We start from the raw sequence: 13,203 nt of genomic DNA, 5'->3' as shown, positions 1-13,203 counted from the left end.
GCAATTCTCGATTGCGTGTATGGGTAAGGGCGCACAGATGTGCGCCCCTACAGCCCGTGTATTTCCCGCAAGACCGACAGTAGTTGTTATTTAGCCCGTCAAAAGAATTGTTAAGTCTTTTTTCAAAGACTCTTTCTTTATAGTAGGTAAAAGCCTCTCTTTGACGGCAGAGACTTGAAAGAATGTAATTAGTATTGCTGCTGAGTAGGCAACAAAATATTCAATTAAAAAGTTAAAATAACTATTCTGCTCAAAAAACTCAACTACTGGTATATGCCATAAATATATCCACATACTATTCTGGGCAATAAATAAAATCCAAAACTCTAATTTTTTAAACTTCCTTATAAATACAATACATTTGTCTGCTACTAGGTAAGCTAAAACAGTCATACCCAGAGCATAGGAAAGATAATACGCCGAAGGTGGATACTTATGAGTTTGCGTAGTGACTAATTCGCCCTGTTGAGTAAAGTAAGTTATTCCTAAAACAGCAAATGTTAATAGAGAAATTCCTACTAAAACCAAACATTCAGCTTTTCTTAATTGCGGGAGCCGAATGCCAACAGCAAACACCAACGAAAATGCTATTCCATAATAGACAAACAACGACACATTTTCTCCTAAATTGGTGGTTGTGTAGGACAAAGTTAGAGCCAGAAGCAATTCATAGAGTAAATACGAAAAGATTAAAATTGAGAAATAAACTCTATGGTTTTTGACTCTTTGATTCGCTCTTGAAATAAAAGGAGCTATTAGGGCGACTAGAAGAAATACTCGAATTATCCAAACATAGCCAATTCCCTCGGTAAGTGTATAGCTATCTAATATAACTTCTGGAGGAATTAACGCGGTCTTTCCTAAGAGTGACAATCCAGTATTCGCTAAAAAGTAGAAAGATAAGAAAAGCCAAACGGGAAAGAGTAACCGTTTGATTCTTTTCCAGAGATAACTTTGATAAGATTCTACTTTTCGGGATTGTGTAAATGCTAGTCCAGAAACTACGACCATTAAAACTACATCAAAGTTTCTGAGCTGAGCCAGCCAGCTTGGTGGATCGACGTGAGCGAGAATAATCAGAGATAAACCTAAAAATCTCAAGAAGTCTATTTTGATGTCTCTCATTTTCGAGCATTTCCTATAGACGTAACTACATTATTAGGCTAATTCCACCCAGTCTACAGCACCTCTTTATGTACTGAGACAACAGATAAACAATCTAAGTTTTGAGAAGAAATTGATCGCGCTGCATGTTTGCTACACATGTTATCGAAATTTTTGCGATCGCAATCGCAAATTGCAAAAAGTTTTCTCTTCTTTACACTCTTGTGAGATAGCGATCGACGTTCGCTTAACGATACGATCGCGCTCAATAATTGCTGCACGAGCAAAGCAATTATTGCAACTTATCTATGCAAAAAGTGCATAATCTCAAATCAGACAAGTGACAATTTCTCAGAATTGCGATCGCTAACATAAACTCAAAACACAACGATTGAGTAAAACAGCAACGACTGTGTAGCGATCCCCAAACTGCGGTTGAGGCTGTTACTCTCTGAGAAACAAACGTAGATATGTAACAATTTAGAATTTTCTGTTCAGAAATGTTGCTGTCCTTCGATCCCGTTGTTAAGAAGGTATGGTGTGCGCACACAACTAACTCGGTAAATCCCAAATTCAAGGAGGTTGTGTCATGGTAGATTCAATCGCGCTCCCAGTAGCAGTGTTAATCCTCGGTTGGCTCTTAGCTGCCGCTATTGGTTCTTGGGCTTACTTTGCTGGCAGCAACAATGAAAATAACAAGTCGTTTCGCCTGCCTAAATTCGTTATGAAGCGATAAGCGATCGGCAACTATGGTAGAAAGTTTCCCACGTCCTTCGTAGAGGCTGGGAAACTTTACAGCAACTCTTCATCCAGTAGCACCTGTTGATGCTGCATTGGCAATGTGATGATAAATGTTGCTCCTTGTCCCGCCGTACTTGTAGCTGTAATACTACCTCCATGCCGTTCGGCAATCTTGCGGCAAATTGCTAACCCCATGCCTGTACCTTCGTACTGACTGCGACCGTGTAGGCGTTGAAATGTTTGAAAAATCCGCTCCTGATACTTTGGCTCAAACCCAATTCCATTGTCTGCCACTATCACTTGACACGCCGCGATATCTTCTAAGTCCTCTGCTTCGCTCGGGAGTGGAGCTACCAGTTGGCTATAAATCTTGACTGCTGGTGGTGTTTGAGGACGATGAAATTTCAGTGCATTTCCGATGAGATTCTGAAACAGTTGTCGCATTTGTACTGGGTCAGCATCAATGGTGGGTAACTTGTCAACTTCTACTTTTCCTCCTGTCTGCTGCAACCGCACTTCCAAGTCGGACAGTACCTCTTGCACCACTTGTTCTAGATTCGTCGCTACGAATGGCTGCGCTCTGGTGGCAATCCGTGCAAAAACGAGCAAGTCATCAATCAAGCTTTGCATCCGACCGACTGCGCTTTGCATTCGCTCGATATAATCTCGTCCCTGCACTCCTAGTACTTCGCTAAATTTCTCTTTGAGCTGATTGCCAAAAACTTGAATTTTGCGTAGTGGTTCCTGTAAATCGTGGGAAGCAACAGAAGCAAATTGTTGCAGGTCGCTGTTGGACTGTGCTAAAAGTTGTTGCTGGCGTTTTAGTTCCTTCTCCGTCTTCTGCCGTTCCTCCAGTTCGCTTTGCAACTGTTGATAAAGTTCCGCTTGCTGAAGTGCGATCGCTAACTGTGTTGCTAATTGGCGCAGCAAGTCAATTTCCCATTGCTGCCATTGTCGTGGTGCTGCACATTGATTTACGACAAGCAGTCCCCATAACTCTTCTGTTTGTAATATTGGTACTACTAAGTCTGCTTGGACTTGAAAATTCGCCAAAAACTCCACATAACACTCGGTTAGCTCTCCAGCATAAATATCTGCTGTCGCCTGCACGCGACCTTTTTTGTATAGTTCAACGTAAGTTGGAGCAAAACTCGGGTCTTTAGGTCTGCTACCTAAAATCGATGTCCATTCAGGCGCTACTGATTCAACAATTACGACTCCACCCCAGTCTGGTTCAAAGCGGTAAATAAACACTCGATCTGCTTGAAGCAACTGCCGCACTTCTACTACAGTTGTGTTTAGCACGGTCTCTAGTTGCAAGCTTTGCCGAATGCGCTGCGCTATTCTTGCTACCAATAGCTCTCGCTGAGTTTGTTGTACTATCTCTGTTACCTGCTGTTGCTGTGCGGCACTTTCTAGCTCAACCAAGTGCTGACGCAGTACGACCAGCTCTCGAATCAGTTGCTCTTTTGTCTTTTGCTCATCTTTCATTGTCATGAATTGACGAAGACAGCTCGATCCAACACTAGAAATCCATCATTACAATTAGCAAGTAATAACGATCCTAGCTTTTGGCTGCCGCTATTTAGTGTCAAGTTTTATATAGTTGTGGCAAGGGTAACAGACTGCTCCAATATCAGCAGTTAGATGAATTGCTGGAATTTAGGGTGTATCGAGGCGATCGCCAAACCATAAGTATTACTCGATCTTCCATTCTTGATAGATAGCAACTAAATCCCGATTTCGTTCTCGTATAGCCTTTATTTTAATACGCATCATTAGAGCGTCAATCCGCATTTTGCAAGCTCGAAGTCGCATAACCTTAACTTCAAAACGTAGATTAGACAAATCGTCTTTCTTCTGGGAATACTCATCTTGAGAGAAAGTAGACACGATCGCAAACTACCTTTTTTACTCAAAAATAATTTTCAAACTTTATCGTTTTATGAAATACAAAAGGAGAATTGTCTAGTACTAAATGTCGAAGAAGTATTATTTTACGATCTGTTTAAGTATCTCCAGCTAAAACTAGAAGAATTTATTTGATTTTCTGCAAAATTAGTAGTTACCTCGCTCGTATTTGAAACGCTCGCCTCGTTTACCAATATTATTATAAACTCCATTTACAAAATTTTACAAAAACCAGGTTTTCACCTTTTGTTGTCTCAATTCTTAAAGACTAAAAGGTAATTGATATATACCTATATAAATAATGTTTTCAACAAAAAATTGTTGCCTAAAATACACCTTGTGTTTCTTAGCTCTTAATCCCTGCGTGTATTTTTACACATAAGTATTTACGCTGTTGATGAGTATATCGCACGATATTTATTCACAAGCATACTAATTCGATCTTCTTTAGCACGTCATTCTCAATCGCTAAAATCTACACGTAGTAATAACTCAGAACGTTCTTGTATCAATGAGTACAGAGTATTTTAATATTATGTTCTATCTCTAGATGGAAGGATAAAAAATAAAGTTATAGAAACCTGAATATTAGTAGAGATTTTTGCTTTTACACAAAGGCAATTCATAAAATTTCTCTTCAAAGCTCTTGGGTAAAAGTATTTTGAATGGAGATGTTATGGGATATACAATTATTGCTAATACTTGTGAAGGAGTCGCCGATTGCATTGATGCCTGCCCCGTTGCCTGTATTTATCCAGGCTCAGGCAAAAATGCCAAAGATACTGATTGGAACTGGATTGATTTTACTGGCTGCATTGACTGCGGTATTTGTTTGCAAGTATGTCCTGTGGAAGGTGCAATTCTTTCAGAAGAACGATCAGATTTGCAAAAAACTAATGCGTGAATTCATGATGCGTAAATTGGCGCGAAGCGACTCGACTTATTGGCTTCTGACTTGCTGCCAAACCTTTTTAATCAAAGTTTCCTCCTGAGGCGAACGGACTAATTTTTGCAGTAATGGTGCAACTCGATTGGCTTCTGCTGCTGGTACTCCAGCGCGGATAATGTTCCTGACAAGAATCTGTTCCTGCACTGGATCTCTACCTTGAGCAGTCAGTTGCAAGTATTCCTCATCACTCATGCCTAGATCGAGAATTTCCGCCATAATTGTTACGTTGTTTGTTGCCGCAACTTGTGGAGCTGCTTGATTTAATTTAGGATGATGCTACAAATCAATCCTTCATCAGTATTACTGCTGAGCTAACTCTTGTGCTTACCTCTTAGGTAGAAGCGTTAAGACTTTATCCACTTTACCCAGGCTGAATGTAAGTCCTCTTCTACAACTCCTCGCTTTCCAGAAGTTTCAGCGTAATCTACCAGTACTTTCAGTGTCGTTGTGTAAACACCATTAAGTATTTCGTGTCCGTAACCAATGACTTTACCGATGTGCCCTGTCTTTTGATGAAGCACACACTCTCCAATGCCGAACATAAACTTCCACTCTTTTGGTGAAATTAGTGAAGCACCTTTTCATCTCTTATGATGAAAAACTCTAAGTATTACAGCTTCATCCTTTCAGTCTGTTTTACCTAGACTGAAGACATATTTTAGTCTGAGAAGAAATTGTATTTTTCAATACAAAAGATGGTGATGCCTTTGGCGATTCGCGAAGCGACCATCTCACTTTGCCAAGGCTTCAGCCAAGTTACAGATGTAGTGAGAAAATTGCTGATATTCAAGCTTGCAAATCGATCCCTTGTTTCGCGCGGCAGCGAAGGCGTACAAACAGCGAGTGGTGGTATTGTATTTAGCGTTACAACTCAACTTTAGATCGAGCTAACTCCTTTGATAGAACCATTTTTCAACCAGCTGGTTCTATAGAAAGATGCAGTCACTAATAAATATTTGAAACTATGGCAATACATGTGTTATTAAAAAACCACTAAACAATCATGCGATCGCCAGACAACCAAACACCAAACACAGAAACCCCCGACTCTCCCAAGGATACAGCTCCCGAAATAGATAACCGCGAAACTGCGCGCCCAGATCCGGCATCGAAAACCCCTCCTGCTTTAGCAAACGACACAACTTCTCACATTAATCCTGACTCGAAATCTGAACCGATAACTCAGGTACAAGCAGATAGCGTACTAACCCGCGAGCAACTGCCTAATACCAAGTTTCGTATTACTCTCAGCATAGTGACTCTGGCAATTCTCGTTTTTATTGCTGCTCTCTACTTCGGCATCATTAACCCTTAGCTCGGTTTGGCGCAAAAGTATTGCCAATTTAATATTAAGCTAATTGTCGCCTTTTCCTACCCGCCAGCGGTATCCCTGGCGGCTTTTCTTGCACCAATAAAGTAAAAATCCCAGAAAGCTAACCAATGCCCAATGAGAGAAGAAAAACTATACCAGTTCTGTCTCTTTTAGGAAAGCTATCTAGGACAGTAAGTCTGCATGAGGCAGAGAATTCACTTATTTATAAATTAACTAGATGTATTAGAAGCTCAACACTAACTAAAGAAAGAGATAGTTGTTAAAAAGCTATGTTTATATGGATACAAGTTGTTGTTAGAAAACAACACGAAGTTTTACTAATTTCAAGATCGTTCTTCGCAGGCATAGGTAGTAGAGATATATCAACGTAAGCTCCTAAAAAATAGCATTTCACCTAATTGAAAAAGGCAAGAAATACTCATAAGAAAAAACCCTACCTATAAGATGGAAATAGGTGGGGCTTTATGTAGAGACGCTACAACTAACGTTCGTACAGTCTCAATTAAACATGTATCTCTCCTCTACAACCTCAACCAAATTTACCAGCGGTTGAAGCAATGAGAAAAGCGCCATATGTAAGGATGTAGCCAACCGCAAAGTGAACTAAACCAACCAGACGACCTTGAACAATAGACATAGCTACAGGCTTGTCTTTCCAACGAATTAGGTTGGCTAGAGGTGTCCGTTCGTGCGCCCAGACCAAAGTTTCAATCAACTCTTGCCAGTAACCGCGCCAAGAGATCAGGAACATGAAACCAGTTGCCCATACCAGGTGTCCGAACAGGAACATCCAAGCCCAGACAGACAAGTTATTCATGCCATAGGGGTTATAGCCGTTAATCAACTGAGCTGAATACAGCCACAGGTAATCGCGCAGCCAACCCATGAGGTAGGTAGAAGACTCGTTAAACTGAGCCACGTTGCCTTGCCAAATACCTAAGTGCTTCCAGTGCCAGTAGAACGTCACCCAACCAGCAGTATTGAGTCCCCAGAAAGCAGCTAAGTAGAAGGAGTCCCAAGCAGAGATATCGCAAGTACCACCCCGACCGGGACCGTCGCAAGGGAAGGCATAACCAAAGTCTTTCTTATCTGGCATCAGCTTGGAACCACGGGCATCCAACGCACCTTTGACCAAAACCAAAACAGTAGTATGGATCGCCAAAGCAAAGGCATGGTGTACTAAAAAGTCACCAGGACCAATGGTCAAGAACAGAGAGTTCGTGGTGTTGTTGATCGCCTCATACCAACCTGGTAAATAGGTCGCGCCAGCTGTGGAAGCAATGCTATCGGGATTTGATAACAGAGTGTTAAAACCATATAGAACTTTACCGTGGGAAGCCTGAATGAACTGTGCGAACACGGGTTCAATCAGAATTTGCTTTTCGGGAGTTCCGAAGGCAACCACTACGTCGTTGTGGACGTAAATCCCTAAAGTGTGGAAGCCTAAGAAGAGAGACACCCAAGATAAGTGGGAGATAATCGCTTCTTTGTGCTTCAAGACGCGATCGAGAACGTTGCCCTTATTTTGTTCGGGGTCGTAGTCTCGTACCCAGAAGATCCCCGCATGGGCGAACGCTCCTATCATAAAGGCGATCGCAATGTATTGGTGGTGCGTGTACAGCGCTGCTTGAGTCGTAAAATCTTGCCCGATGAAGGCATAGGGAGGCATGGCATACATGTGCTGTGCCACCAAAGAAAGCGCCGTTCCTAACGCAGCTAAGTGAATAGACAGTTGGAAGTGCAGTGAGTTGTTATAGGTGTCGTACAACCCTTGGTGAGGCAAGTTGAACTGACCTTCTGTTTCAATCCCAAAGAAGTTCTTAGCATTGAGCATCTCTTTGATGCTGTGACCGATACCAAAGTTGGTGCGATATTGGTGTCCGGCAATGATAAATATGACTGCGATCGCCAAGTGGTGGTGTGCCATATCTGTCAGCCACAAGGACTGGGTTTGGGGATGGAAACCACCTAAGAAAGTCAGAATTGCGGTTCCTGCACCTTGAGACGTGCCGAATACGTGGTTCGCCGTGTCGGGACTAACTGCATAAGCACCCCAGTCCCCAGTGAAAAATGGTCTTAATCCCTCTGGGTGTGGCGGAGTGGTGAGGAAATTACTCCAACCGACGTGCTGACCGCGAGATTCGGGAATCGCAACGTGAATTAGGTGTCCAGCCCAAGCCAGAGAGCTAACGCCAAATAGCCCTGCTAAGTGGTGGTTGAGGCGAGGCTCGGCACTCTTGAACCACGAAAGGCTGGGACGAAATTTAGGTTGTAAGTGCAGCCAGCCAGCGTATAGGAACAGAGACGCTAGCAGTAGCAGGAACACCGCACCCATATAGAGGTCGCCATTCGTTCGCATTCCGATGGTGTACCACCAGTGATAAACCCCAGAGTAAGCGATGTTAACGGGATAGTTTACCCCACCTTGGGTAAAAGCATCGACTGCGGCTTTACCAAATTGTGGGTCCCAAATTGCGTGAGCAATGGGACGGACGTGTAGGGGATCTTTAATCCACTGCTCGAAATTGCCTTGCCAAGCAACGTGGAACAGCAGGCTAGATGTCCACAAAAAAATGATTGCCACTTGAGCAAAATGAGTCCCGAAGATCTTTTGATAAAGGTTCTCTTCGGTCATCCCATCGTGGCTTTCAAAGTCGTGAGCTTGAGCAATCCCATACCAAAGCCGACGAGTTGTCGGGTCTTGGGCGAGATCCTGGCTAAACTTAGGAAATTTTGTTGCCATGAATTTTACTCACATTTTCTCTAACTGCCGATTTGAGTTGAAGCGCGATCGCAATACTTTACTGTAAATCTACGCTTTTTTATTATTCAACTCAAGGGCAACATAAATTAGCGTCATGGTGTTTTACACCAGATAGATAACAACATTTTAGAAATAAATTGGTTAAAAAAGAAAACAATAAAAATTATTTTTAATATTTCTATTTATCTTTGCTGTATTTGCTCATTTGAGCATAAAAAGTTTGAATTGCTAAGTAAATAGCAATTCAAAAAATTGAGGTTTTGTTGTTACTGGCACAAAACACTTTGTGCTGTTCGAGCGTATTATTCTTGCTTCTTCCTATGGGTAACAAACAAGATAACTACTCTTCAAAGCTCAATCCTCTAACTAAGGAAAGAGATAAATCTCAAGTTTCATTGTGATAAAAATAACTAGAATATTTACCTAGCAACGCAGCTAATGTTCGCAGTCATTGAACTGAAATCTAAAAACTAGCGTCTTCTGAGACTTTATAGAAACTCCAACTTGAGTTTGCCAAGCTTCCCCCAAGTTGATTTTTGAGAATCATAATTGAGCGCGCGTTCTACATCTGTCTCATAGTTCTGACACTTCCTAGAGAAACCGTAGTACAGCTCAAGCTTATTCCCTGTCTAGCTTCGAGCAACATTTCTAGCACCGGGCGATCGCCAAAGCAAACTAAGAGCCTTGTTTAGAGTTGTAACAATTTTCTGTAACGGTTAAGAAATATTGCCGTTACTTGCTGTAGTTGCTAACGTATGCATGACAGGACGAGATCGAGTATTTCTACTATCAGAAGGTTTTATGTTGCTCCCTTTACTAACATTCATTGCCTTGCTAGCTGGCATAGTTACTGTTTGGAGTAGCAAAGAGCGATCGCGATTGACTCAACGTGCTTTTCCCCGTCGTTCGTTCTCACTTTCATTCTCATTGTGGTCGTTCGTACTATTCCTCTTTTTTCCGCCAGCAGAGACGCTATGGGCATCAAAGTCCAAACCCAGCAATAGACAGAGGCATAACTACTCTGAAATTTAGTCAGACATTAAAGTACTCTAGAGAATTTGGATAAATTTATGTCACAGTTAGAGATTTTCTTCACCTTCAGTTTTATCTCGATTTTAGTTGTATTCCTCATCACCACTTGCTCTTACTTTCTACCTACGTTAATGGCTCTGTACAAAATTTTTGTCCGTCAACAGGATCGCCGAATTTCATCCAAGTATGTTTTGGACGATTTAAAGTTCAGTCTAGCCAACGATGAGGAGGCTTAGCAAAATCAGGGGTGACATTGTTAGATTTCAAATTATTAGATGTCAAAAATCCCGCCAATCTATTTGTTTGACTCCAAAATCAATAAATCGAAAAAGTTGGTAACTATTTACGTCGCTGCTGCGCCTGACAGTAAGCATCCCGTTCGGAACTGTCAGTTCCAGGTGGATAACTAAACGATTGTTGCAAAAATTGTGCAGTTTGTGCGGCAAACTCTTCGATTTCCTTTGCTACCTGCATCCGTTCCGCATCCGTACTTGCATTTCGCAGGCGCTCGTAATTGCGGAAAGCTCCCTCACGCCACTGCACTAGTGTCTCAAATCGCTGCCGATCGTCTTCATCGCCTGGTACATCTTGGTCGTCAATTGTCGGATCGAATTTTTCTGCCACTTCTGGGAGCGAATCCGCTTGCTGGAGAAACTGGTTGACGCGGGTGTGGTCTTCATAACTCACGGGACGACCCTTGAGATAAAGCTCGTAGAGTACAAATGGTAAATCCCGCTGAATATGAGCGTTAATCCCTAAAACTAGGTTGCCAGCCCCTAAAACCGAGCGGTTTTGGCTTGCATTGAATGCAATTTGCCAAACTGGGGGAACATTACCTTTACCTGTGTGGTAAGCATCATAAGCCCGAAAATAATAATCCGCAAACAGCGCATCTTCTCTAACTACCGCAGCAGGATCGCCATAGCCGATCTCGTCGAGCGTTTGTTGAAATGTTTCTGTAGTCCGCAGGTAGTTGAGTGCAAATACTGCATCATGGTCGCATTGCCGAGCCAGTGGTTTGTATCGTCGTTCCATCTCTCGAATAACGAGAGTAATGCACCGGGGCAATCCTTGCTCGCAAACTTTCTTGGATGCAAGTTCTTGGGCATTAACTAAAGTAGATGCTTCAGGGGAAAGAAAGAGTAGAGCAGTTACTAAAAAGAGTGTTTTCATTGACTCAATCTTGAAAGTATTTTATTGTCAACTCAATCTAGTATTTACAAGTTGCTCTAACTCATTTCTACATTTTCTTTATTTAACTTTACTTTGATTACAGCGATCGCTATAACACTTCTAAATGATTCGTAAATACCAAATGCTATTGTTGACAGTTAACCGTTTTCACGCATTGACACTCCTCGTCAGTCACTTCAGCAGAAAGAGTTCCAACACCTAAAATGCCAGAACCCTTTCTCTAACAAGGATTTCTTTCAATCGGAGCGGCGGGATTCGAACCCACGACCTCCACTACCCCAAAGTGGCGCGCTACCAAGCTGCGCTACGCCCCGTTTCACAGCTTAGATATCATAGCACCGTATAGGGTGGAGAAGCAATCACTCGACCGAAAGATACTGCCAATATCTGCTCTGCCGTACTCAAAAACATACTCAAATGGCAAGAGCAAAGAAAGGAACAGTATCAATGGAGATTATTCGTAATAGTATCAGGCTCAGGTTTAGAGTCGATGGGAAGCAGAAAGCATACCACCTTGGTTTGCACGACAACGATGAAGGCAGAAAGAAAGCCAAGTTAATAGGCAAGCAAATCGAAATGGATTTGCTAGCTGGCAACTTTGACGCAACATTTGAGAAATATCGAATTAATCCAGCTACAGGCAAACTCAAGCAAGAAACACCCAAAACAGTATCGGAGCTGTTTGCAGACTTTATTGCTTGGAAGGCAGAGTATATTTACAGGCGGACAGTCCAAAAATACAAAACTCTGCTGAATCACTTAGAGATGAGTGGTATTAGCACCAAGATAGCCAAGGGTTTGACTGTTGATGACGTTAGCTGCTTTTGCTCGTATTCCAAGCAAGCAATCGAGCCTGTAACCCTCAAGGAAAGATTACAGCTTTTGAGTGCGTGCTGGGACTGGGCGAAGTTGGAGAATAATCACTGGAAGACCGCTGTAAAAGCAATTAAAGTACCACCCAAGCAACCGCCTAGACCATTCACCAAGCAAGAGATTCAAGCGATTCTAGGCGCATTTTCCGAGCTGTCTCCTGGCTATCTACCCTACGTGCAATTCCTCTTCAGCACTGGGGTGCGGACGAGTGAAGCAATTGGATTGCAGTGGAAGCACATTGCCGATGACTGCTCGACTATTTGGATTGGCGAATCGCTGAGTAAGGGAGTTAGAAAAGCTACCAAAACCAATAAGGCTAGAACCATTCCGCTCAACCCCAAAGTCAAGCAGATGTTGGTAGAGCTGGGTAGAGGTGATGCTGAGGATTTGGTATTTACCACGCCTGCTGGTTATCCGATAGACGATGACAATTTTGCTCGTAGGTATTGGCGACCAGCTTTGAAGAAAGCAGGAGTTGATTATCGCCGACCCTACAATACTCGTCACACTTTTATTAGTCATGCGCTCCAGTCTGGTTTAAGTCCAGTCCAGGTTGCTAGTTTAACTGGGCATTCGGTAGAGATTCTCTTTACTCACTATGCTGGAGTAATCGAAAAGCCAGAGCTGCCGGAGTTGTTTTGATACAATTATTCTCTCGTGGTAGCAATCGAACAATAGCTATCATTTGCTTGCCCACAAAAATGTGTTTGTGAATGGCATAATATATCGGTTCAAACTGTTAGCAATGGTGCTAAAGATGTCAGCTCGAAATGTTAGCTTGCTCGACGAACTCATTGCACTCGTCAATCAAAAAGCCATTAAACAAAAACGCTCTTTCTCTTCCGTAGTAGTTGAAGCATTGCAACGACAATTCAAGCATCAACTAGCTAAATCAAAACCCGCAGCATAGCAAAAAGGGACAGGAGTTATCAGCTCTTGCCCCGTGCGTAAAAAACTTCTTAGGAGTTTGATTCTAACAATGAGAAATCTAGAACAGCAACGAGCATTATTACCCAAAGAGTTACAGGATAAGTTTGTTTACTGTCCTGTGACGGATGAGGAGCGGGCAGTAAGGCTCGTCGCCAATTGGTTGGATATGTCTTGGAAGTATCTTAAACGCCCACTGGGTAAGGACATCAAAGCAGATTTAGAAGAGATAAAACGAAGGGAGCAGAAATGCTGGGAAGCATACATGAGCCTGTCGCCCAGGATTCGAGAATATAACACGCTCACTGGAGAGCGTTTGCTGGAGGAGATGAAGAGAACAACCTAACCCCTAAAATTGATGAACGCCCCCGGCAA

General features: G+C 42.5%; 14 protein-coding genes and 1 tRNA gene. 8 read left to right on the top strand and 7 right to left on the bottom strand.

From position 1 onward, the window contains the following. Positions 1-90 precede the first annotated feature (90 nt). Complete coding sequence (locus N4J56_RS14605; protein ID WP_317107103.1) at positions 91-1,125, bottom strand: acyltransferase; 1,035 nt, start codon at positions 1,123-1,125, stop codon at positions 91-93. Between the two features lie 568 nt (positions 1,126-1,693). Between N4J56_RS14605 and N4J56_RS14600 the strand changes: the two genes are divergently transcribed. Beyond that, positions 1,694-1,840: a hypothetical protein gene (locus N4J56_RS14600; RefSeq protein ID WP_192159836.1), complete on the top strand. Its 147-nt coding sequence runs from the start codon at positions 1,694-1,696 to the stop codon at positions 1,838-1,840. A gap of 56 nt (positions 1,841-1,896) precedes the next feature. Here N4J56_RS14600 and N4J56_RS14595 read toward each other — a convergent pair whose 3' ends face one another. Then, positions 1,897-3,336 (bottom strand): sensor histidine kinase, encoded by a 1,440-nt coding sequence (locus N4J56_RS14595; RefSeq protein ID WP_317107102.1) that lies wholly within the window; start codon positions 3,334-3,336, stop codon positions 1,897-1,899. A 1,096-nt stretch (positions 3,337-4,432) separates the two neighbouring features. On the opposite strand from N4J56_RS14595, the gene N4J56_RS14590 reads away from it, so the two are divergent. Then, positions 4,433-4,660, top strand: a complete 228-nt coding sequence (locus N4J56_RS14590) for an indolepyruvate ferredoxin oxidoreductase subunit alpha (RefSeq protein WP_317107101.1) — start codon at positions 4,433-4,435, stop codon at positions 4,658-4,660. Between the two features lie 36 nt (positions 4,661-4,696). Here the strand turns inward: N4J56_RS14590 and N4J56_RS14585 are convergent, their stop codons facing one another. Both N4J56_RS14585 and N4J56_RS14580 read right to left on the bottom strand, forming a co-directional pair. Next, positions 4,697-4,921 (bottom strand): hypothetical protein, encoded by a 225-nt coding sequence (locus N4J56_RS14585; RefSeq protein ID WP_317107100.1) that lies wholly within the window; start codon positions 4,919-4,921, stop codon positions 4,697-4,699. 128 nt (positions 4,922-5,049) lie between these two features. Next, entirely contained in the window at positions 5,050-5,226 is a 177-nt protein-coding gene (locus N4J56_RS14580; protein WP_317107099.1) for a hypothetical protein, read from the bottom strand. A 482-nt stretch (positions 5,227-5,708) separates the two neighbouring features. On the opposite strand from N4J56_RS14580, the gene N4J56_RS14575 reads away from it, so the two are divergent. Next, positions 5,709-6,020 (top strand): hypothetical protein, encoded by a 312-nt coding sequence (locus N4J56_RS14575; protein ID WP_317107098.1) that lies wholly within the window; start codon positions 5,709-5,711, stop codon positions 6,018-6,020. Positions 6,021-6,567: 547 nt separating this feature from the next. Here the strand turns inward: N4J56_RS14575 and psaB are convergent. Continuing rightward, a complete protein-coding gene (gene psaB / locus N4J56_RS14570; RefSeq protein WP_106544221.1) occupies positions 6,568-8,781 on the bottom strand; it encodes a photosystem I core protein PsaB in 2,214 nt (737 codons plus the stop codon). A gap of 747 nt (positions 8,782-9,528) precedes the next feature. Here psaB and N4J56_RS14565 point away from each other — a divergent pair. Further along, positions 9,529-9,834, top strand: a complete 306-nt coding sequence (locus tag N4J56_RS14565; protein ID WP_317107097.1) for a hypothetical protein — start codon at positions 9,529-9,531, stop codon at positions 9,832-9,834. Positions 9,835-9,872: 38 nt separating this feature from the next. Then, positions 9,873-10,070 carry a hypothetical protein gene (locus N4J56_RS14560; RefSeq protein WP_317107096.1) on the top strand — a complete coding sequence of 66 codons (198 nt, stop codon included), beginning with the start codon at positions 9,873-9,875 and terminating at the stop codon, positions 10,068-10,070. A 103-nt stretch (positions 10,071-10,173) separates the two neighbouring features. Here N4J56_RS14560 and N4J56_RS14555 read toward each other — a convergent pair whose 3' ends face one another. Together N4J56_RS14555 and N4J56_RS14550 are read right to left on the bottom strand one after the other, a co-directional pair. Continuing rightward, positions 10,174-11,007, bottom strand: coding sequence for a DUF5995 family protein (locus N4J56_RS14555; RefSeq protein ID WP_317107095.1), 834 nt, complete (start codon positions 11,005-11,007; stop codon positions 10,174-10,176). Between the two features lie 261 nt (positions 11,008-11,268). Continuing rightward, positions 11,269-11,342: transfer RNA gene (locus N4J56_RS14550), tRNA-Pro, on the bottom strand. A gap of 133 nt (positions 11,343-11,475) precedes the next feature. Here N4J56_RS14550 and N4J56_RS14545 point away from each other — a divergent pair. The 3 genes from N4J56_RS14545 to N4J56_RS14535 all read left to right on the top strand — a co-directional run bounded on the left by N4J56_RS14545 (position 11,476) and on the right by N4J56_RS14535 (position 13,174). After that, positions 11,476-12,543 (top strand): tyrosine-type recombinase/integrase, encoded by a 1,068-nt coding sequence (locus N4J56_RS14545; RefSeq protein ID WP_317107094.1) that lies wholly within the window; start codon positions 11,476-11,478, stop codon positions 12,541-12,543. Between the two features lie 115 nt (positions 12,544-12,658). After that, positions 12,659-12,811 (top strand): hypothetical protein, encoded by a 153-nt coding sequence (locus N4J56_RS14540; protein WP_317107093.1) that lies wholly within the window; start codon positions 12,659-12,661, stop codon positions 12,809-12,811. Between the two features lie 69 nt (positions 12,812-12,880). Continuing rightward, on the top strand, positions 12,881-13,174 hold the full coding sequence (locus N4J56_RS14535; protein WP_317107092.1) for a hypothetical protein: 294 nt from the start codon (positions 12,881-12,883) through the stop codon (positions 13,172-13,174). The last annotated feature ends 29 nt before the right edge of the window (positions 13,175-13,203 follow it).

It is taken from the genome of Chroococcidiopsis sp. SAG 2025, from assembly GCF_032860985.1.
GTDB lineage: Bacteria > Cyanobacteriota > Cyanobacteriia > Cyanobacteriales > Chroococcidiopsidaceae > Chroococcidiopsis.
Note: the sequence above shows the minus strand (reverse complement) of the source record. Positions and strands in the feature narration are given on the sequence as shown.

Bases quoted from the DNA above. Each gene is read 5' to 3' on its own strand.
- N4J56_RS14605 (WP_317107103.1), bottom strand. From the start codon at position 1,125: ATGAGAGACATCAAAATAGACTTCTTGAGATTTTTAGGTTTATCTCTG.
- N4J56_RS14600 (WP_192159836.1), top strand. From the start codon at position 1,694: ATGGTAGATTCAATCGCGCTCCCAGTAGCAGTGTTAATCCTCGGTTGG.
- N4J56_RS14595 (WP_317107102.1), bottom strand. From the start codon at position 3,336: ATGAAAGATGAGCAAAAGACAAAAGAGCAACTGATTCGAGAGCTGGTC.
- N4J56_RS14590 (WP_317107101.1), top strand. From the start codon at position 4,433: ATGGGATATACAATTATTGCTAATACTTGTGAAGGAGTCGCCGATTGC.
- N4J56_RS14585 (WP_317107100.1), bottom strand. From the start codon at position 4,921: ATGGCGGAAATTCTCGATCTAGGCATGAGTGATGAGGAATACTTGCAA.
- N4J56_RS14575 (WP_317107098.1), top strand. From the start codon at position 5,709: ATGCGATCGCCAGACAACCAAACACCAAACACAGAAACCCCCGACTCT.
- psaB (WP_106544221.1), bottom strand. From the start codon at position 8,781: ATGGCAACAAAATTTCCTAAGTTTAGCCAGGATCTCGCCCAAGACCCG.
- N4J56_RS14560 (WP_317107096.1), top strand. From the start codon at position 9,873: ATGTCACAGTTAGAGATTTTCTTCACCTTCAGTTTTATCTCGATTTTA.
- N4J56_RS14555 (WP_317107095.1), bottom strand. From the start codon at position 11,007: ATGAAAACACTCTTTTTAGTAACTGCTCTACTCTTTCTTTCCCCTGAA.
- N4J56_RS14545 (WP_317107094.1), top strand. From the start codon at position 11,476: ATGGAGATTATTCGTAATAGTATCAGGCTCAGGTTTAGAGTCGATGGG.
- N4J56_RS14540 (WP_317107093.1), top strand. From the start codon at position 12,659: ATGTCAGCTCGAAATGTTAGCTTGCTCGACGAACTCATTGCACTCGTC.
- N4J56_RS14535 (WP_317107092.1), top strand. From the start codon at position 12,881: ATGAGAAATCTAGAACAGCAACGAGCATTATTACCCAAAGAGTTACAG.